The organism is Paenibacillus sp. FSL F4-0100, from assembly GCF_037993005.1.
GTDB lineage: Bacteria > Bacillota > Bacilli > Paenibacillales > Paenibacillaceae > Paenibacillus_AQ.
Map to the genome: position 1 here is coordinate 1729269 of NZ_CP150303.1, position 20325 is coordinate 1749593.

Genomic DNA, 20325 nt, shown 5'->3' on the forward strand with positions numbered 1-20325 from the left:
TAGTTAATAAATAAAAATATATATTATGACATGCATTCATATACTTTAGGTTATCAATAAAGGAGGAAGATACCGTGGAACTGCTTCAGCTGCATTATTTTCAGACGGTGGCTAGAATGGAGCATATGACCAAAGCTGCAAAGGAACTTCGAATTGCCCAACCTGCGCTCAGCAAGACGATTGCCCGGTTGGAGGAAGATTTGGGAGTACAACTGTTTGATCGGCAGAATCGCCAAATCAAGCTCAATTCATTCGGAAAGGCTTTTTTGAAAAGCGTAGATACGGCACTTTCGGCCATTGAGGAAGGCAAGAGAGAGGTGTCGGATTTGGCAGGTATGGAGAGGGGAAGCATACGTATTGCAACGACGGCGCTAAGCCGGCTGTCCAGAGCACTGGGTGCTTTCCGCACACGGTATCCTGAAGTGAATTTCCGCATTGTCCAGATTGCGCCCGACTCGATGATGGAGATGGTTCAGATGTTGGAGAACGGAGAGGTCGATCTATGCTTTACCGCAGCAGCATTGGATGAAGACAACATTCGGGAGATCCCGGTCCTCCATGCCGAGGTGTTCTTGGCGGTGCCTCACGGTCATCGATTGGCGGGACGGACCAGCATAACCCTTCAGGAGGTAGCGGGGGAAGCATTCATCGAATACAAAGCAGGCCACCCGTTTCGAAAAATGAACGAGGAGTTCTGCCGTTTGGCCGGGATCAGCCGGAATGTCGTCTGTGAAGTGGATGAACCTGCAGCTTTGGCCAGCCTCGTATCCGCCGGACTTGGAGCGGCATTTGTACCCGGTTGCAAAGGGGATGAACAGCCATCCTTTGCGATGGTGCGCATCGAGAAGCCTTCCTGCTACCGCACCTTCACCGTAGCTTGGCTGGAGCGGCGATATCTGTCTAAGGCAGCAAGGGAGTTCCAGTCTTTCCTGATAGAGTATTTCGGCGAGTTTCAGGGGCCGATGAAGCATAGGGACGTGATCTGACAACGTGTACCAGCGTATATGATGATGACGTCGGAGCAATTTCATGCTCCAACAACGAAGTCTTCAAACTCCCTTGGTGGTTTCTTTCGAAACTGGCCTGGGAGGAGAAGGCTTCTTTCGTACTATCAGGTTAGCCAGAATCTTCTGGTTGACCTTTTTGTATGCCGAATCCCTTCACGATTTACCTTCCGAAAAAAGTCTTGCCTGAAATGGAACGTTCTGGTATGCTATTGTCCTTCTCTCATTTTCGCCTTGTCTGAAGTGGATGGGTCTGCCATCTAAAATGCTTATCGGAGGTGCTTCATGCTTTATTTTACATTGGCTTCCAAAGCCTATGCCCGCAATTTGCAGTACCGCGGCGCACACATGGTGCACAATATCGCCAGCGCGATGTTCGGCTTCATGTATGCCTGTATCTGGATCGGTCTCGGTGCAGACTACGCGCTCGGAGATTACGGAACGCAGGGAATGGTCGGTTATATCGCCTTTACGCAAGCTGCGCTCTGGGTTTCCAGTTTCGTCACGAATGGTCTCGGCATTCCCCAAGCCGTGCGAACCGGCCATATCTCTCTGGATTTGATGCGCCCCGTTCATTTGTTCAGTCATTTGATGGCCAAGGAATGGGGGCAAATCGCCTACCAATTCGTTTATAAATCGATCCCGATCTACCTGGTGTATTATTTTGCCTTCTCGCTGCATTTACCCGGAAAAGCATCTACCTTCCTCTATGTTGCTATTGCGCTTGCAGGTGCCGCCTACTTATCGATCTGCATCAACTATCTTATCGGCGCATCCGCATTATGGACAACGGAATCGTCTTGGTTGTATTGGGGCAACCATGCGATGATCAATCTTCTTGCAGGCTTCTTCATTCCGATTGAATGGCTGCCAGGCTGGCTTCAGACGCTGGCCTGGTGGTCGCCGTATCCTTATCTGCTCTATGTGCCGACTCGAATTTATCTGGGCTTTGATGACGTTTCCTATCTATGGGGTACGCTCCTATGGTGCGTGCTGCTCACGCTGGCTAGCCTGCTGGCAACAGGCTTCCTAAGACGGAAAGTGGAGGTGCAAGGAGGATGACCACAAGATCCTGGCTCTCTCTGTACGCGCTTCTGATCCGTACCAGCATCAAAAGCCGCATGCAGTACAAATTTAATTTTATCCTGGCTTCGTTTCTCGCCGCCTTGATTCAAATTTCCGAATTCCTTATGGTCGCTATCGTGCTCTACAAGTTTGGGGCCATACAGGGATGGTCCATGCATGAAATCGGGTATTTGTTTGCCGTGATGACCTTATCGAAGACGCTCTACCGGACGTTTGCGGATGAAGTGCACCATCTTGAACACTACCTGGTTAACGGTGAGCTTGATCAGCTGCTGACCCGTCCCATGCCGGTACTGCTGGCGCTCATGCCGCAGAAATTCCGGATTATGTTGGGGGAAGTGCTTCAGGGCGGTTTTCTGCTCTGGTGGTCGCTGCATGGCATGATGGCGGCAGGGCAAGTCGGATGGAGCGCGGTGCCACAATCGCTTTATATTATCGTCACGGGGGCCGTCATCCTGTTCTCAATCGGACTCGCTACCGCAACGTTCGGTTTTTGGACGACCCGGATCACCGAGCTTCAAAATATTACGGAGGACGCTGCCCGGACAGCAGCCCAGTATCCACTCACGCTGTATCCCAAATGGATGTCGTCGATCCTGCTGATCGTGGTTCCGGTCGGTTTAGTTAATTACATCCCGTCATTATACATACTGCGGGGCGAGCTCGGAGCCTGGGTGCTGCCTGCGTTGGCTGGAGCGGCTCTGGTATGCCTCTACTTAAGTCTAAAATTCTGGCAGTTTGGTTTGACCAAATATCAAAGTACAGGGAGCTAAAAGGAGGAACGCGTCAATGATTGAAGTCCACAACATACGCAAGGAATTCAAAACGCCGGTTGTGAAGGAGGGGCGCTTCTCCGGTGTGCGAACCCTGTTTACGAGAGAATATCGGACGAAGGAAGCCGTGAAGGGAATCAGCTTTCAAGTGGAGCAGGGGGAATTCGTCGGTTACATCGGACCAAATGGGGCCGGGAAATCCACAACCATCAAAATGCTGACCGGCATTCTCCACCCGACCTCGGGTCATGTATCCATCGGAGGCATGAATCCGCACAAGGAACGGCGCAGCGTCGTGAACAATCTGGGCGTCGTATTCGGTCAACGGAGCCAGCTGTGGTGGGATTTGCCGGTGAAGGATTCCTACGATATTTTGGCTAAAATGTACAGCGTGGATCAGACGGACAAGGAGCGCAGGCTCGGTCAGTTTGCTGAACTGCTGGATTTACAGGCGTTCTGGGAAACGCCTGTGCGTAAGCTGTCGCTCGGGCAGCGCATGCGCGCCGACCTCGCCGCCGCGATGCTGCATGATCCGGACGTGCTGTTCCTGGATGAGCCGACGATCGGCCTGGACGTGAACGCCAAGCGGAACATCCGCCATTTTCTTAAGCTGATCAACGAGCAATTCGGCAAGACCATACTGCTCACGACGCATGACATGGATGATATCGAACAGCTGTGCAATCGGGTGATGGTCATTAACAACGGCGAGCTGTCTTATGATGGAACGGTACAGTCTTTACGCGACACCATCGGGCTGCCTACCGTGATCACCGTCACTTTCCGCGGTCCTTTTGTTATTCCCGATCAATCTTTACGCGAAGGCGATCTTTCCGTCCCAATTCGGGTGACAAGCACGCTAGATAACACCGTCACCATTGAGGTGAACCGCCGCGAGATGAACACGCTTGATATTTTTAAAGAGCTGGGCCGCTGGGGCGAGCTGGATGATATCGATATGGAAGATCCCGATTTCGAAGATGTGATTCATAAGGTGTACTGAACAAAGTCGCGCAGGCTCCACCGCATATTTAAACGAAACTTAAACTTCAAGTCATCTAAATGCTCTTTTCGTTAAGTATGATGAGCTTGAGGTGATTGATATGAATAATTCAAGAATGAAAAAAGCCGGGTATACGGCTTGCATAGCCGCTGTTCTGTATGGCCTCCCCCATTATTGGTGGGGACTTGGCATCGGGTTTGCATTCCCGGGGGATTTCCAGGAAGCGCCTGATGAATTTTGGACGCACGTGATCGGTTACTGGGGAATGGGTACCCTGGCCTTATTGGCAGCCGTATTCGCGCTTGCTTTTGCCAGACCGTGGGGGTTACGCTTACCGAAATGGTTGCTAATTATACCTGCTGCCATCGGTTCTGTTTTGTTGTCATTATGGGGATTTACTTACTTCGTCATGCAGTATTTGTTAGCGGTCGGCCGAGTTCAGTCGGCCCCCATGTATGCCACTCAAGATGCAAGCCCCATGGCGGTGTGGGGATACTTCTGGTACGCACTCTTTCTGATCTGGGGAATTTCATTGGGTGCAGCAGCATACTATGCTGGAAAAGTCCGTAAGCAGAATAAAGGAAATCATTTCACTAAATAACGCATGTATTCCTTTTGATTGGACATTTTTGGTAACCTCGTACAATATAATAGGATACACACCTAAAGAGGAGCCTGCAGGGTTCCTCTTTAATTTGGGTGCAAATGGACATAGAGGAAGTATAATATAGAGATGAGAGGAAGGAATCCTCTGCTCTAATTATACGAGCCCAAGAATAACATCTACATACAAAGGATGAGCCACCATGAAGTTGATGAAGCGGATCTGGTTCCGTATCGGTAACCATTACAGGAAGAAGCGGGATTTTGAACAAGCCCTTAAATATATGAGAAAAGGCGAAAGTGCCATTACCAGTTTCAATGATAAGCTGCACTATGCGGAACTGCTGCACAACAGCGGCCATTCGGAAGAGGCCGTAGCTTATTTGGGGCGCGTGATCGATACGAGCGGAAGCCATCGCGCTTATGAGCGGCGCGCTCATATTTTGCGTGAGCTGAACCGGGAGCGCGAGGCCATTGAGGATCTAAATGAAGCGATTCGGTTGAATGCCGACAATTATATGAATTGGTATACCCGGGGGATTGCCTACAAGGATTTGAACCAATATGATGAGGCGATCCGGGATCTGAAGGAAAGCATCAAGAGAGAGGACGACAGCACGGTTATTTCGACTTACTATGAGCTGGGCATGACCTTCTATGAGAGCGGCAACCCGGCGGAGGCGGCGCACTATTTTCGCTTAAGCATCGAGAAGCCGGAACGCGCCATCCCGATGTATTATTACATGCTGTCCGTATCCCTGGATCTGATGGATCATGTGCAGGAAGCCGTGGGTGTGCTGCAGGAGGGGATCCAGCTGGCTGATCGGTATGAGGCGGAAGCGGATGGCGGATATGCGTTGTTCGCAGACAGCACCAATTACAGCTATGGCGCATTTCAGACGTTTCAGCGGCAAGTGCGGGAGGCGTATTCCTTTCGGAAGCCCATGGCGGACCTGTACGTGCAGCTTGGGGACATGGGACAGGCCGAACACTATTTATCGGAGGCCATCGAGCGGTATCCGGATTCATACGAGCTTTACTTAAAGAGAGCGGAGGTCTTCAACCGGTCTGATAACAAAAATGCAGCCAAAGCGGATTTGGAGTGGGCCATTGAAGCGGAGCCGGACGATTACCGTGCGTATTTCGACTTGGCTCGGATCTATCGCGAGGATGGCCTAGAAGAGCAAGCCTACGAGCTGATTTCGAAACTGTATGCAAGACAGCCGGACTCCCCGCTGGCCTGTTATTGGATGGCCGATTGTTACTACCGGCTGGGTCGTCAGGAGGAGGCGCTGGCGATCAATGACAAGCTGCTTAAGCTTGAGAATGATGATGCCCCCAACTATGTACAGCGCGCCGATATTTATATGGAGATGAATGATCTGCCGTCTGCGGAGCAGGCTCTGAAGGAAGCGGCTGCGCTCCAGGACGGGACCGAGATCCGCAACAAGCTGAGTTATGTGCTCTATCTTCAAGGACGTAACGAGGAAGCGCTGCTTGAGCTGCAGGAAGCGGTTAAGCAGGAGGAGTCCTTCTCCGAGCATCCGACTTATCTGGCGGCCAGTGGTCATATATATAAGGAGATGGGTATGTGGGACCTCGCTATCGACGCTTATTCCCAGGCGATTCAGGCGCATCCGTCGAATCCGAGATTTTACGAGTTTCGTGCGGTTTGCTTTGTGGAGACCGGACAGCTGGAACGGGGATTGGCGGACTGCGCTCAAGGGCTCAGCTTGAACCCGGGGCAAGTCAGCCTGTACAGCCTGCGAAGTGGAATCTATTATACGATGGCGGATTACGCACAGGCGAAGGAAGATACGCTGCAAGTGCTGGAGCTTTCACCGGGTCATCCGGGCGCTTATTTCAGACTGGGACAGATCTATTACAAGGATCAGGATGAGGATGCGGCATTAGCTGCTTTTGACGAGGTATTGAAGCTGGTTCCCGAGCATGCCGACAGTTATCTGTACAAAGCACATATCTATTACGGCCAGTTCGAGCATGAGGATGCCGTACAGGCCATCGTGAACTGGAGCTTGCATCTTCAGAAGGAGATGTCGCCAGCTGATAAAATCCAAGCCATCGAAGGCTTGGAGGGCTTTGAGGAGAGTTTGCTGAATAAGGCGGTAGAACGGTTAACGGGCATGTATGGGCATCAGCTTTATTTGTCCTGAGAACTTGCACTTTCTGGCAGCGAATAAGTGGTGTCACATTTTGTCCAAAATTGTGGTATGATTCAATAGTTGTTGCAGCATAACATGCTCGCAGGCTGTATAGCCAAGCGGGCTTTCTTCATGTGCAAGGAGGGGGATTATGATGATCTCACTGCAAGAGGTCAGTAAAAGCTTTGGCAGCGGCGGTGACCGTTATCAGGCGATAGACACTGTCTCTCTTCATATTGAGGAGGGAAGCATACACGGAATCATCGGCACGAGCGGAGCCGGGAAATCGACGCTGCTGCGCCTCATGAATGTACTGGAGCGACCGGATTCCGGCCGAGTCGTGGTGAATGGTCACGAGTTGACTTCGCTTGGCGGCAGGGAGCTTCGGGAGGCAAGAAGATCGATTGGCATGATCTTTCAGCTATTCCAACTGGTCAGCAACCGGACGGTATGGGGCAATGTGTCGATGCCGCTTGAGCTGGCGAAGGTACCGAAGGCCCAGCGGGCGAAGCGTGTCCTGGAGGTCCTGCGTTTTGTTGGGCTTGAGGATAAAGCGAAGTCGTATCCCGCTCAGCTAAGCGGCGGGCAGAAGCAGCGGGTAGCGATTGCCAGAGCGTTAGCCAATTCGCCGACCGTCCTGTTGTGCGATGAGCCGACCTCATCCCTGGATCCGCAGACAACTGCGGACATTCTGGAGGTGCTCCGGCATATCAACCGAACGCTGGGGGTAACCATCGTGATCGTTTCCCACGAGATGGACGTGGTGAACGGCATTTGCGACCATGTATCCGTAATGGAGAACGGGCGTCTGAGCAGAACGTACCGTAATCAGCTAAGCAATGGAGAGGCTTCTCGGGGTTCAGAATCTTCAACGGACGGTGCAGGGAAAGTGGGGGATTGTTAGTTCCATGAATGACATCATTTCATATTTGAGTGATTATTTTGCCTATGTTCTGCAATATCAGAATGAAATATGGCGGGCGATTGGCGAGACGTTCATCATGGTGGGCATATCGATTGCTGCCGCCATAATACTGGGTCTTCCGGTCGGAACACTTCTATTTTTGTGCCGAAAAGGCCAGCAGTATGAGAATCGCCTGTTATTCTCCATTCTGAATGCCCTGGTTAACGTCATACGCTCCTTCCCGTTCCTGCTTCTGGTTGTCATTATGATTCCGGTCACGAGGTGGATTGTCGGCACATCCCTCGGGACGCTGGCTGCTGCCGTACCTTTATCCGTCGTTGCGGTAGCTTACTATTCAAGACTGGTCGAGCAATCCTTGCTGGAGGTACCGAAGGAAGTGATGGAGGCTGCCGCTTCCATGGGGGCATCCACACTTCAGATGATATACAAATTCCTGTATGTGGAGGCCCGATCGGGCCTTGTGCTCGGGCTGACAACATCCACGATCAGCTTTATCTCGTACTCCACGGTGATGGGAATCGTGGGCGGGGGCGGCGTTGGGGATTTCGCGATCCGCTACGGGTACCAGCGATTTGAGGGAGAGCTGATGTCCTTTACGATCATCATTATGATCATTCTGGTACAGTCGATTCAGTTCGGCGGGAACCTGGCATCTAGATTGCTGGATAAGAGAAAAGTTTAATTATGTTTTTGAACGCATGTACACCAATTATATTTTACCTGGAGGTAACCTACGATGAATAAGAAATTAATGCTGCTGATGCTGACCCTCTTGCTGGTACTGGCAGGCTGCGGACAGCAATCTGCTAAGGACAAAGCTTCGGAGAGCGCTGCACCCGATACCACGAAAGAAGTTACATTAAAAGTCGCAACGCTCATTCCGCCAATGACCGAGGTGCTTGACCTAGTGAAGCCGATGCTGAAAGAAGAAGGCATCAATCTGGATATCCGGATCTTGTCCGATAACGTGCAGCCGAACAATGCGCTGGCCCATAAAGAGGTGGATGCAAATTTCTTCCAGCATGTACCGTACATGGAAGAATACAATGCGAACAACGGCTCGGAATTGGTTCCGGTCACGCCGATCTATAATGCCGTGTTTGGGGCTTACTCCAAAAAATATAAGACCATCGAAGAGCTTCCGGACGGTGCGACGATCGCGATTGCTAACGACCCTTCCAACATCGGCCGATCGCTGGTGATGTTCGAGAAGAACGGCCTGATTAAGCTGAAGGAAGGCGTTGGCATTAAAGCGACCCAGGCGGATATCGTGGAGAATCCGCACCAATACAAGTTCACCGAGGTTGATCTGCTCATGCTGGCCCGTACGCTCGACGACGTCGATATGGTTGCCATGACGCCAGCATACGCGAAACCGCTGGGGCTTACCCCTAAGAAAGATGCTCTCGTAACAGAAGGCAACGACTCCGATTTCACCATTACGCTGGTGGCTCGTAAAGATAATGTGGATTCCGAGCCGATCCAGAAGCTTGCCAAGGCGATGACCAGCCCGGAAGTAAAGAAGTTCTTCGAGGATAACTATTCCGAGAGTGTGCTGCCGGCTTTTGAATAAAGCGCGAATTTTAGGGTTCGCATTAACCGTTCTTCGAGGTTTTGGGGAACGGTTATTTTTTTGCTCGCGGCCAAATATGGTATACTCTTGATGGATTTGAGAGGTGCATCTTACATACCCATACGTATTGGAGTTGAGAATTTATGAAAAAAGAAGTAATCGACAGACTCATTACCTATGCACAAGTGGATACGCAGTCAGACGAGAACAGTAATACCTGCCCTTCGACACCGGGACAACTGACGCTGGGTCAACTGCTGGTGGACGAGCTGAAGGAAATTGGTATGCAGGACGTAACGATGGATGAGAATGGTTATGTGATGGCTACACTTCCGGCAAACTCGGATAAACCAATCCCGACCATCGGCTTTTTGGCACATATCGATACGGCTACCGATTTTACGGGTGCCGGTGTCAAGCCGCAGATCGTCGAACAATATGACGGACAAGACATCATTCTGAACAGGGCGCAGAATGTGGTGCTCTCCCCGCGGGATTTTCCGGAGCTGAATGGCTACAAGGGGCATACACTCATAACAACGGATGGCACCACCTTGCTTGGAGCTGACGATAAAGCGGGAATTGCCGAGATTATGACGGCGATGGCGTATTTGATTCAACACCCGGAACTGAAGCATGGTAAAATCCGGGTTGCTTTTACGCCGGACGAGGAGATCGGGAGAGGACCGCACAAATTCGACGTGGAGGCCTTTGGGGCCAAGTATGCGTATACGATGGATGGCGGACCGCTCGGGGAGCTTCAATACGAAAGCTTTAATGCGGCAGCGGCGCTTGTCACCTGCAAAGGGAAGAATGTCCATCCCGGAACGGCCAAAGGTAAAATGGTCAACGCGGCGAAAATCGCCATGGAGCTGAACAGCTTGCTCCCTGCGGAAGAAGCGCCTGAGCATACGGAAGGGTATGAAGGCTTCTATCATCTTTCCTCCATTGAGGGCGATGTGGAGCTGACCGAGCTCCGTTATATTATCCGCGATCATGACCGGGAGCTGTTCGAAGGAAGAAAGGCCAAGCTGGCCTCCATCGTAGAAGAGCTTCAAAACAAGTATGGAGCCGAGCGGATCATCCTTCAGATGAAAGATCAATATTACAATATGCGCGAAAAAATCGAGCCGGTCAAAGAAGTGGTTGACATCGCCCAGACAGCCATGGAGAAGCTGGGAATCACGCCGATTATCGAACCGATTCGTGGGGGCACCGACGGTTCTCAACTGTCGTACATGGGCCTGCCGACACCCAATATTTTCACGGGCGGGGAGAACTACCACGGGCGGTATGAGTATGTATCCGCCGACAATATGGTATTGGCCGTTCAAACAATTATTGAGATCGTGCAGCTGTATGAGGCGCGGGCTTAAGTTAAATCGTTTCAAAAAGAGCTGCCGGCAGGAGTGCCGGCGGCTTTTTCGTCTGCTCTTGTTCGACCCACACACTACGTCCTTGCCCGTATATAAATCATGCTTTATTAGAGCTTTTCTCCAGACTGTATTTAAACTCGCTTGGGGTCGTGCCTGTCCATTTGCGGAACTGCTTGGAGAAATAGAGTGCATCATTGAAACCGACAGAGGAGGCAATCTCATGAATGGAGAAGGAGGATTTCATGAGCGACTTGGCTTTTTCGATACGTACCTTCATGAGATACTGCATGGGTGACAGGCCAGTATGCTGTTTGAACATTTTGGACAGATGTGCCCGGTGATAACCAAGTGTCTTGGCCATCTGATCAATGGACAGCTGTTGGTGATACTGGGTCGAGATCCAGCGCTCGGTCTGCCTTACGCCTCGCTCGATATCAGGCACGTCATTGGAGTTCGACGGAAGATGCTCACGGTTTAACATCGCCAGCTTATGGAGCAGCAATCGGAGCCATCCGGAAGCCTGGAGATCCTCAAGCCAAGGGTGATCCGATCGGTTAAAGCCCAGACGGAGATGACGGTACATCTCGACCAGGGAGCTTAACTCAGCTTCATCCGTACAGTGGATAATTGGTTTAGCCGGCGTAACACCCATGTCGGCCAGCAGCATCTTGGTGCCTTTTTCTTGTAAAGCTACCCAGTTATAGTGCCAGGGATTCCGATCATCAGCTTCATAGCTGAAAAGAACACCGGGAAGGATCACGAAGGTATCGCCTGCCTGGCAATGATGTACGATGCCGGCACATTCAAATATGCCTTGGCCTGTCAAGACGGTATGAATGAGGCAGTAATCATGAATGATCGGACCTATTTTGTGGCGCGGTACGGGAGTCCCCTCACCGCTGAACAGGATGTTCAGATCATGACCGCCCGGCGAAGGATTCATACCAATCGTGTACAGTGTATGGTCCGGCAAAATGGACATGCGTTAGTCCTCCTTAAACGTGTGCGATATCAATCGATGAAGTGGATACTGTGTTAGGGTTAGCTTACCTAATGATACAACAAATGTCCATATCGCCCTTGTTTTGCTCCATATTCAAAAAAGACCGATTATCATATAGTTAGTCTTGAGAAAGCGTATTAATTCATGGAGCTTAGGGAGGGAATTTATTGATGTCTAAGATTACATTTATCGGAGCAGGAAGTACCGTATTTGCCAAGAACGTTCTGGGGGATTGCATGCAGACACCAGCTTTGCAGGGATTTGAACTTGCTTTGTATGATATTGACCCGATCCGTTTGAAAGACTCGGAGAACATGCTGAATAATATTAAGAAAACCAGCGGCAGCACCTGTGTCGTCAAATCATACAGTGATCGCAAGGAAGCCCTTCGTGGAGCAAAATATGTCATCAATGCCATCCAGGTCGGAGGATACGATCCGTGTACGATTACGGATTTTGAAATTCCGAAGAAGTATGGACTCAGACAGACAATTGCCGATACCGTGGGGATTGGTGGGATTTTCCGTAATCTCCGTACCATCCCGGCCATGCTGGATTTTGCGGCCGATATGAGGGAAGTTTGCCCACAGGCGCTGTTCTTGAATTATACGAACCCGATGGCGGTGCTGACCAATGCCATGAACACGCTGGGCGGCGTGCAAACAGTAGGTCTGTGCCACAGCGTACAGGCTTGCATTCCGCATCTGTTCGATAATCTGGGGATGGATAAGGAAGGCGTGCAGGCTAAAATCGCTGGCATCAACCATATGGCATGGCTGCTTGAGGTAACGAAGGATGGCGTGGACCTGTATCCGGAAATTAAGAAGCGCGCGGCCGAGAAGCAGAAGGAGAAACATCATGATATGGTTCGTCTCGAGATGATGCTGAACTTCGGTTACTACATCACGGAGTCATCCGAGCATAACGCTGAATACCATCCGTATTTCATTAAGCGCAACTATCCGGAGCTGATCGAGCGCTTTAACATCCCGCTGGATGAATATCCACGTCGCTGTGTGAACCAAATCGAGGGGTGGAAAGCGATGCGCGAGGATCTGGTCAACAACCAGGATCTGATGCACAACCGTTCCCATGAATATGCCTCCTACATTTTAGAAGCGATTGAGACCAATGTGCCGTTCAAAATCGGGGGCAACGTAATGAATACGGGGCTGATTACGAATCTTCCGAAGGAAGCCTGCGTTGAGGTTCCGTGTCTGGTCGATGCCAGCGGCGTAACCCCGACCTATGTCGGTGATCTGCCTCCGCAATGTGCCGCACTGAACCGCACCAATATCAATACCCAACTGCTAACGCTGGAAGCGGCAGCAACCGGCAAGAAGGAGCATATCTATCATGCAGCGATGCTCGACCCGCATACGGCTGCTGAGTTGTCCATCGATGACATCAAGAGCCTGTGCGACGACCTGATCGAGGCGCATGGAGACTGGCTCCCTAAATACCAATAAGGCTGATACAGCTTAAGCAAAAATAACAGAAGTTTTGCAGCAAAAGAAATTGTATAACTGCAAGCACAATAAAAGAGAGAGACGCTCTGGTAACAACAGGGGCGTCTCTCTTTTTCGTTAAAGGACTTCGTGCGTCATCGCCTACGGATTCAGATTCGCACGCGGGAGCGTGATGAGAAACACCGTCCCTGATCGTGGCGAGCTCCGTACCGAGACACTCCCATTCATGGCGCGAATGGCTTGATAGGAGAAGGTGAGCCCAAGTCCGGTGCCACTCATTTTAGTGGAATAGTAGATCGAACCAAGACGGCTCAATTGCTCGGGAGTCATGCCGATCCCGTTATCCTTAATTTCGATGGACACCTGCTCTGCTTCTTCATAGATGGTGATGTCGACCGTGCCTCTGTCGACGTCTTTACTGGCCTCAATCGCATTCTTAATAAAGTTGACCAACAGCTGCTTGAGCTCCGCCGGACTGCCTAAAATGTGGATGGGGAGCGAAGGGTAGTCAGCGCTGAGGGTCACGTTGCTCATATTAGCATATGAAGTCATGAGCTCGACGACCGACTTGATCTGGGCGGAGAGCTCGATTCTTTGCTGAAACGGCAAGTGAGGTTTGCTGATGGAGAGGTATTCGGACAAGATTTGCTCGGTCCGGCGGATTTCCTCCATGCTGATTTCCAGAAAACGTTCGGTTTTTTCCTGAGGAAACGTACCGCTCTTAATCAATTGCAGGAATCCAAGCACGGTGGTCAGCGGATTGCGGACCTCATGGGCAAGGGATGCAGCGACATGATTGACGGCTTCGGCTTTCTCATTTTGGATATATCGCAGATAAAGTTCTTTGTCGGATACGGATTTGTTAAACAGAGTAACGAGAAGCCATATCCCAAGCGAGTTATGAACAGGCATAGCAAAAATATTAAATATGATGTAATTCGTGATGTAGTCGGGTTTGGTTATATAGAGTACCAGGAGCGGAAGGACAGAGAAGCTGATACCGGCTATAAAAATGATCCATAATTTGTGTTTGCTTCGGTGATACAGGAATGACAGCAGAATCGACAGCGGAAAAGTGAAGATCAAAATAATGATGGCGTCGATCATGCCGGCTCCGCCAATGTACAGCCGATAAATTAGAAATTCCACAAGCAGGATTATCCCTGTCGTGAACCCTCCAAATAACATGCCGAAGAACATAATGACATACCGTACGTCAAAGATCACCCCACTTTGAACAGTCGAAGCAAAGGTCATGGACAACAGCATGCACAGCGAACAAATGACAATGATGAAATTACGGGAATAGTTGACTGTCAGTTTTCTGTAATAGATGTTGTATGCGACAAAAGGCATCAACGCAAACAATAGCTGCAGCAGAACATCTTTAATCACAGGCAGTAGGCCCACCCCTTTGAAGGATATCGAATCGTTCGCTAGATTAACCATGTCATTCAAGTTCGACGTCCATTTGGAAAAATCCTTGAAGCTTGAATAAAAACAACAAAATTTATTCGTACTCAGATTGTAGGGAAGAACATATAAATCCATCAAGAAAGCGCTTGCAGACAACCGATGTTTGACTCGGATACTCAGCACTTAAGTGAGAACACATTTCCATGAATGGAGGGTTCACAAGTGAAGCTGAAAACAGTTTTGAGACCCATGTTCATTCTATTGTTGGCCGCGTCTTTTTTTGTCGCCGGATGCCAAAGCGTAACGCCGCCACCGACAGCATCAGATCCGCCGCCGCCTAAAGAAGATGTAAAGACACCCGGAGGCAGTGATGAGCCAGCACCGCAGGGCGATGCGAAAGCGACGCCGAGAAATGAAACGCTTTACGTGAACGGTTTGCAATGGGGGGCACCTACGAATTTTAACCTGCTTAGCGGAAACCCGGCGTTTCCGATTAATTACGGAAACTCCAGGGAACTCGTCTATGAAACCTTGTTTATGGTCAATCAGCTGACAGGCGAGTTAGAGCCGCTGCTGGGTACCAAGTATGAATGGACCGACGATCTGACCCTGAAGATTGAACTGAACAAGGATGCCAAATGGAGCGACGGCAAGCCGTTCACTTCCGATGATGTCGTCTATACCTACCAGCTCGGCAAAAAGTATGACATCAACTGGAGCAGCTTCTGGACCTACATCGAGGACGTAACGGCAGACGGAGCGCAAACGGTGAACATCAAGCTGAATAAAGACAATCCGAACAAATTGACGGTGCTCGACAGCATCGAGGTCATGCCGATGCTGCCTAAACATGTATGGGAAGAGGTCGAGAAGAAAGCCAATAACGACCTTGCCACCATTCGTAAAGAAGTCAACGAGGACCCGATCGGAACAGGACCTTACAAAATGTATTTTTACAATGATCAGAAGATCACGATTGTACGGGACGATAACTACTGGGGTCAGGCACTCTTTGGCAAGCTGCCGGCTCCAAAATATATCACCCATGTCATCTATAAAGACAATGCAGCGGGCGATTTGGCATTCAAGAGCGGTCAGGTAGACGTATCGCAGCAGTTTATTCCGCAGGTATGGAAAATGTGGGAGGGCGGGGCTCCGGTTAAAACCTACATCAAAGACGCTCCGTATTATGTGCCAGGCTCCATGCCATCGATCTTCTTCAACTTGTCGAAGGAAGGACTCAACAATGCGGATGTCCGAAGAGCGATCGCCATGGCGATTGATTACGGCAAAATTTCGGAGCTGGCCATCAGCGGCTACTCGGCTCCAATGGAGCCGTCGTTGACGTTGAATACGGAGGCCGAAGCGAAATATGTAGACCAGGCGGCTATCAAACCGCTCCAATGGACAACGGACGTAGATGCGGCCAATGCACTCCTCGATTCCATCGGCGCCGCGAAGGGGAAAGACGGAATCCGCGTCCTGAACGGAACCCGCCTCGGCCCGTTTGAAATCGAATGTCCATACGGCTGGTCGGATTGGAATGCGGCGCTTGAGATTGTCGCTCAGAACGCGAAGGCAATTGGTATCGAGATTCGAACCAAATTCCCGGAAGCGCCGGTATGGACCAATGATTTACAGACCGGTAAGTTCGATATCATCATGAACACGCCTGCTGGCGGGGTCAGCCCAAGCCAGCCGTGGAACCGCGCCATGACCATCATGTACTCCAAGGGCGTTGCGCCAATGGGCGAAATGGCATTCTACAACTGGGGCCGGTATAAGAACGATCAAGCAGATGCCATCATTGAGAAGATTCCAACCATCACGGACGAGGCTGAATTGAAAGCGCTCTACACCGAATTGACCCAAATCTGGTTGAAGGAGATCCCATCGGTTCCGCTCATGTATCGTCCATGGGTATTCGATACGGTCAATGAATCTGTATGGAAGGGATTTCCGACCGAAGGGGACGGCAGCAACATCCCGCCTCAAATTTCGATGGATGGAGCTGGCATCAAGTCGCTGTATCAGATTCATAACTGATGGATATAACGCAATGAACCAAGACCTATATTGGCGGATTTGCACCCCTGATATAGGTCTCTTTTCCACCAAATTCAGGGTGTGATCCTTGGGGGTGAACTGCTTGAGCGTTTACGGAAAATATATCGTCAAGAAGTTCTTCTGGTACTTTCTGACGCTGGTGATTGCGGTCACGCTGAATTTCCTGTTGCCTCGGATGATTGAGGGAAATCCGGTGAGCATGATTGTGTCTGAGATGACGCAGGGGATGACCGACAGCGATACGATCAAACGGGTCTATGAGACGTTTCTCGTTGAGTTCGGAATCGACAAGCCTTTATGGGAACAGTTCATCATCTATCTGAAAAATTTGGCGACCGGTAACCTGGGCACTTCATTCGGGCTCTATCCGAAACCGGTAACGGAGATTCTGGCCTCAGCAGTTCCCTGGACGATCGGGCTCCAGCTTCCGGCCATCCTGGTTGGCTGGATCATCGGCAACGTGCTGGGCGCCGTGGCGGCCTACCGAAAAGGCGTGTTCGATAAAGTGATATTCCCGGTGGCCTTGTTCGTGAATTCCATTCCGTTCTTTACCCTAGCCATTATTATGCTGTATGTGTTCGCCCTGTCCCTGAACTGGTTTCCGCTGCATGGGGGCTACGATTATCAGATGGTGCCGTCACTCAGTTTTGAATTCTTCGCTTCCGTACTTCGGCATCACACGCTTCCGTTTCTATCGATCGTGCTGGTTACGATTGGCGGCCAAGCCATTGGCATGCGGGAGATGTCCATCTATGAGCTGAATTCGGATTATGTGCTGTACAGCAAGCTTCTCGGAATACGGGATTCCAAAATCGCGAGGTATGTATTCCGGAATGCGATGCTGCCCCAGATCACGGGATTGGCGTTATCCATCGGTACGATGGTAGGCGGTTCGCTGATTTGTGAGATCGTATTCAGTTATCCGGGAATCGGAACCTGGATGTTCACGGCGATCCGTCAGCTGGATTATCCGTTAATATCGGGCTGCACCCTCTTGATCGCCCTGGCTGTGCTGCTGGCCAACTTTACGATTGACCTAATCTACGGCTGGATTGATCCAAGAATTAAGGCCGCTCAGATGGAGGATCAATAATATGAACAGTTCCTTTCGCATATTGATCAAATCGCCAAAGTTTATGTTCGGAGCCTGCATGCTGCTGGCTATGATCGGCGTGGTGCTGATCTACCCGCTCTTTAACCGCAATGACCCGCTGGAGATGATCGCCCTGGCGTACCAGCCGCCGGATTCGAAGCTGCTGCTGGGGTCGGATAACTTCGGCAGGGATTTATTTCTGGAACTGATCTACGGCATTCGGACCTCTTTGCAGGTGGGCCTCATTGCCGGCGTATTTGCTACCGTGATCGGTCTTGTGATCGGTTTAGCTTCAGGTTACATCGGAGGCATGATCGATAATCTGCTGACCGCGATCACCAACATCTTCATCGTGATTCCTTCCTTTGTCATCCTCATTCTGATCTCGGTAAGCATCGATTCGCGCAGCTCATTTGTCACGGCGGTCATCATCGGCATTACCAGCTGGCCCTGGACGGCCAGGGCCGTGCGTGCGCAGACATCCTCGCTCCGCAACCGGGATCACGTGAATATCGCGAAAATATCCGGGTACAGCACGCCGCGCATTATCATCTCGGAGATTTTGCCGTACATCGCTTCCTATGTTGTCATGGCCTTCGTGCTGCAGACGGCATCGGGCATTCTGTCCGAGGCTTCCATCTCGATGCTGGGGCTGGGACCGTATAACACGATCTCCCTTGGCATCATCATGAACTGGGCGCTCGTATTTGAAGCACCGGTTGCTGGCGCTTGGTGGGCCTTCATTCCGGCGGCGATCTCCATCGCCATCATCACCTTCTCCTTGTACATGATGAACACCGGCATGGATGAAATATTCAATCCGAAGATTAGGAGCTGATGGGTGTTGTGAGCACAAATATACTGGAAGTTAACGAATTGAAAACCTATTACCGTACCCGGTTGAAGGAGCATGTATATGCCGTAGACGGCGTGAGCTTCTCACTCGAGAAGGGGAAGACGCTTGGCATTGCCGGTGAATCCGGCTGCGGCAAATCGACTCTTGCGCTCAGCCTGATGGGATTCTATTTTCCACCACTTCATTTTGGCAGCGGCTCGATTGTCATCAACGGTACGGACATTATGAAGCTTGGCAAGGAACAGCTCCGTTCCCAGGTGTCGGGAAGAGAGATTTCGTATATCCCGCAAGCAGCTATGAATGCCCTGAATCCTACGCTCAAAATCATTCATTTTGTCGAGGATATTATGAAGGAGCATCGCCCTGAACTGAACAAGAAGCAGGTGTGGGATATGGCGGCGGAACGGTTCGAAACCTTGAATTTGTCGACCAAGGTACTGAACTCCTATCCGAACGAGCTGTCAGGCGGCATGAAGCAGCGGACGGTTATCGCAATCTCCACCATTCTGAATCCCAAAGTGCTGATTGCGGACGAACCGACCTCAGCGCTGGACGTAACCTCGCAGAAAGCGGTGATCAAGCTGCTGAAGAGTCTGCTGGATCGGGGCTATATTCAGTCTCTGGTATTCATCACGCACGAGCTGCCGCTGCTTTATCACGTAACGGATGACATCATCGTCATGTATGCAGGGGAGATCGTGGAGCGCGGTACCGCAGAGCAAATGATTTTTGACCCGATACACCCATATACAAAAAAGCTGATGGGTTCCATCATTGTGCCCGAGGAAGGTATGAAAGGCCATAAGCTGGCCGCCATCCCGGGGACCCCGCCTAATTTGAAGAACGTGCCGGAGGGCTGCCGGTTCGCGGATCGCTGTTCCTATGTGCAAGACGCCTGCCGAAAGGGAAAGATTGTGAGCCAGACCGTGGAGGATCGAATGTATCGCTGCATCGTAGAACCGGGTGTGCTTAAGGAGTGGTATGCGAATGAAGAAGAATGATGTCCTGATTCGGGGAGAGCATCTTACCAAGGTATTCGGTTACGGAAAGCAGAAGACAACCGCCGTGGAGGATGTCAGCTTTACCTTCCATGAAGGCGAAATCATATCGATTGTCGGCGAGAGCGGAAGCGGCAAAACGACACTGGCCAAAATGATCATGGGCCTGCTGAAGGAGAGCAGCGGTAAGATTGAGTATATGGGCAAGCCAAGACAATTGAATCGGCACAGAGACCGCAAGCGTTATTGGAAAAACATCCAGGCGATCTTCCAGGACCCGTTCTCTTCGTTCAATCTGTTCTACAAAGTCGAGAAGCTGCTGCTCGACTGCATCAAGCTGCAGGGTGATAAACTGTCGAAGGAGGAGCAATTCCGCAAAATGAAGGAAGCGTGCTCCTTCGTCAATCTGAAATTTGAAGAGCTGCATAATAAATACCCGTTCGAACTGTCCGGCGGGCAAATGCAGCGCCTGATGATTGCCCGGATCTTCATGCTTCATCCGAAGCTGTTGATTGCGGATGAACCGACCTCCATGGTTGACGCATGCTCACGATCCACGATACTGGATATGCTCTTGAAGCTGCGGGATGAGAACAACATGACAATTATTTTCATTACCCATGACGTAGGGCTTGCTTATTATGTAAGCGATACGCTGTATATTATGGAACAGGGGAAAGTTGTGGAGCGGGGACCAGCGGAAGAGGTGATCTTGAATCCGCAGCATCCTTATACCCAGCAGTTAATTTCAGATGTGCCCAAGATCCACTCCGAGTGGGATTTGGCATGAGCGATGTGTACGATGGAAATGTCATGATGGAAATGCCCGAAGCGAAACGCCGCTTTGGGCTTTATTTTGTTTAGAGCCCCTTTTGCTTCGTTTATTTTCGTGGATATGACACTCCGAATCGTTACGCA

18 protein-coding genes are annotated in these 20325 nt (G+C 50.7%); 16 read left to right on the forward strand and 2 right to left on the reverse strand.

Going from position 1 to position 20325, the window contains the following annotated elements; all coding sequences use genetic code 11:
* The first annotated feature begins 74 nt into the window (after window positions 1-74).
* The 10 genes from MHH48_RS07475 to pepT all read left to right on the forward strand — a co-directional run bounded on the left by MHH48_RS07475 (window position 75) and on the right by pepT (window position 10505).
* Window positions 75-986: a LysR family transcriptional regulator gene (locus tag MHH48_RS07475; RefSeq protein ID WP_076322972.1), complete on the forward strand. Its 912-nt coding sequence runs from the start codon at window positions 75-77 to the stop codon at window positions 984-986.
* 303 nt (window positions 987-1289) lie between these two features.
* Window positions 1290-2066 carry an ABC-2 family transporter protein gene (locus MHH48_RS07480; RefSeq protein WP_076322973.1) on the forward strand — a complete coding sequence of 259 codons (777 nt, stop codon included), beginning with the start codon at window positions 1290-1292 and terminating at the stop codon, window positions 2064-2066.
* Window positions 2063-2863, forward strand: coding sequence for an ABC-2 family transporter protein (locus MHH48_RS07485; protein ID WP_076322974.1), 801 nt, complete (start codon window positions 2063-2065; stop codon window positions 2861-2863). The genes MHH48_RS07480 and MHH48_RS07485 overlap by 4 nt, the downstream gene beginning before the upstream one ends.
* A 16-nt stretch (window positions 2864-2879) precedes the next feature.
* Window positions 2880-3866, forward strand: a complete 987-nt coding sequence (locus MHH48_RS07490; protein ID WP_076322975.1) for an ATP-binding cassette domain-containing protein — start codon at window positions 2880-2882, stop codon at window positions 3864-3866.
* 100 nt (window positions 3867-3966) lie between these two features.
* The gene (locus tag MHH48_RS07495) at window positions 3967-4467 is read left to right on the forward strand and encodes a DUF3995 domain-containing protein (protein ID WP_076322976.1); all 501 of its coding nucleotides are present in this window, start codon (window positions 3967-3969) and stop codon (window positions 4465-4467) included.
* A 205-nt stretch (window positions 4468-4672) separates the two neighbouring features.
* Window positions 4673-6643 (forward strand): tetratricopeptide repeat protein, encoded by a 1971-nt coding sequence (locus MHH48_RS07500; RefSeq protein ID WP_076322977.1) that lies wholly within the window; start codon window positions 4673-4675, stop codon window positions 6641-6643.
* 142 nt (window positions 6644-6785) lie between these two features.
* On the forward strand, window positions 6786-7535 hold the full coding sequence (locus MHH48_RS07505; RefSeq protein WP_076323171.1) for a methionine ABC transporter ATP-binding protein: 750 nt from the start codon (window positions 6786-6788) through the stop codon (window positions 7533-7535).
* A 4-nt stretch (window positions 7536-7539) separates the two neighbouring features.
* The gene (locus tag MHH48_RS07510; protein WP_076322978.1) at window positions 7540-8238 is read left to right on the forward strand and encodes a methionine ABC transporter permease; all 699 of its coding nucleotides are present in this window, start codon (window positions 7540-7542) and stop codon (window positions 8236-8238) included.
* A 54-nt stretch (window positions 8239-8292) separates the two neighbouring features.
* The gene (locus tag MHH48_RS07515) at window positions 8293-9129 is read left to right on the forward strand and encodes a MetQ/NlpA family ABC transporter substrate-binding protein (protein ID WP_076322979.1); all 837 of its coding nucleotides are present in this window, start codon (window positions 8293-8295) and stop codon (window positions 9127-9129) included.
* 143 nt (window positions 9130-9272) lie between these two features.
* Window positions 9273-10505, forward strand: a complete 1233-nt coding sequence (gene pepT, locus MHH48_RS07520) for a peptidase T (protein WP_076322980.1) — start codon at window positions 9273-9275, stop codon at window positions 10503-10505.
* A gap of 97 nt (window positions 10506-10602) precedes the next feature.
* Here the strand turns inward: pepT and MHH48_RS07525 are convergent, their stop codons facing one another.
* Window positions 10603-11487, reverse strand: a complete 885-nt coding sequence (locus MHH48_RS07525; protein ID WP_076322981.1) for an AraC family transcriptional regulator — start codon at window positions 11485-11487, stop codon at window positions 10603-10605.
* A 191-nt stretch (window positions 11488-11678) separates the two neighbouring features.
* Here MHH48_RS07525 and MHH48_RS07530 point away from each other — a divergent pair, with 191 nt between their 5' ends.
* Window positions 11679-12977, forward strand: a complete 1299-nt coding sequence (locus tag MHH48_RS07530) for an alpha-glucosidase/alpha-galactosidase (RefSeq protein ID WP_076322982.1) — start codon at window positions 11679-11681, stop codon at window positions 12975-12977.
* A gap of 141 nt (window positions 12978-13118) precedes the next feature.
* Here the strand turns inward: MHH48_RS07530 and MHH48_RS07535 are convergent, their stop codons facing one another.
* The gene (locus MHH48_RS07535) at window positions 13119-14426 is read right to left on the reverse strand and encodes a HAMP domain-containing sensor histidine kinase (RefSeq protein ID WP_083659686.1); all 1308 of its coding nucleotides are present in this window, start codon (window positions 14424-14426) and stop codon (window positions 13119-13121) included.
* 189 nt (window positions 14427-14615) lie between these two features.
* Between MHH48_RS07535 and MHH48_RS07540 the strand changes: the two genes are divergently transcribed.
* From MHH48_RS07540 to MHH48_RS07560, 5 genes are all read left to right on the forward strand, one after another.
* Window positions 14616-16439 (forward strand): ABC transporter substrate-binding protein, encoded by a 1824-nt coding sequence (locus tag MHH48_RS07540; protein WP_076322983.1) that lies wholly within the window; start codon window positions 14616-14618, stop codon window positions 16437-16439.
* Between the two features lie 103 nt (window positions 16440-16542).
* Window positions 16543-17553, forward strand: coding sequence for an ABC transporter permease (locus MHH48_RS07545; RefSeq protein ID WP_076322984.1), 1011 nt, complete (start codon window positions 16543-16545; stop codon window positions 17551-17553).
* Between the two features lies 1 nt (window position 17554).
* Window positions 17555-18391, forward strand: coding sequence for an ABC transporter permease (locus MHH48_RS07550; protein WP_076322985.1), 837 nt, complete (start codon window positions 17555-17557; stop codon window positions 18389-18391).
* An 8-nt stretch (window positions 18392-18399) separates the two neighbouring features.
* The gene (locus tag MHH48_RS07555; RefSeq protein WP_076323173.1) at window positions 18400-19410 is read left to right on the forward strand and encodes an ABC transporter ATP-binding protein; all 1011 of its coding nucleotides are present in this window, start codon (window positions 18400-18402) and stop codon (window positions 19408-19410) included.
* Window positions 19397-20197: an ABC transporter ATP-binding protein gene (locus MHH48_RS07560; protein ID WP_076322986.1), complete on the forward strand. Its 801-nt coding sequence runs from the start codon at window positions 19397-19399 to the stop codon at window positions 20195-20197. The genes MHH48_RS07555 and MHH48_RS07560 overlap by 14 nt, the downstream gene beginning before the upstream one ends.
* Window positions 20198-20325: the final 128 nt, after the last annotated feature.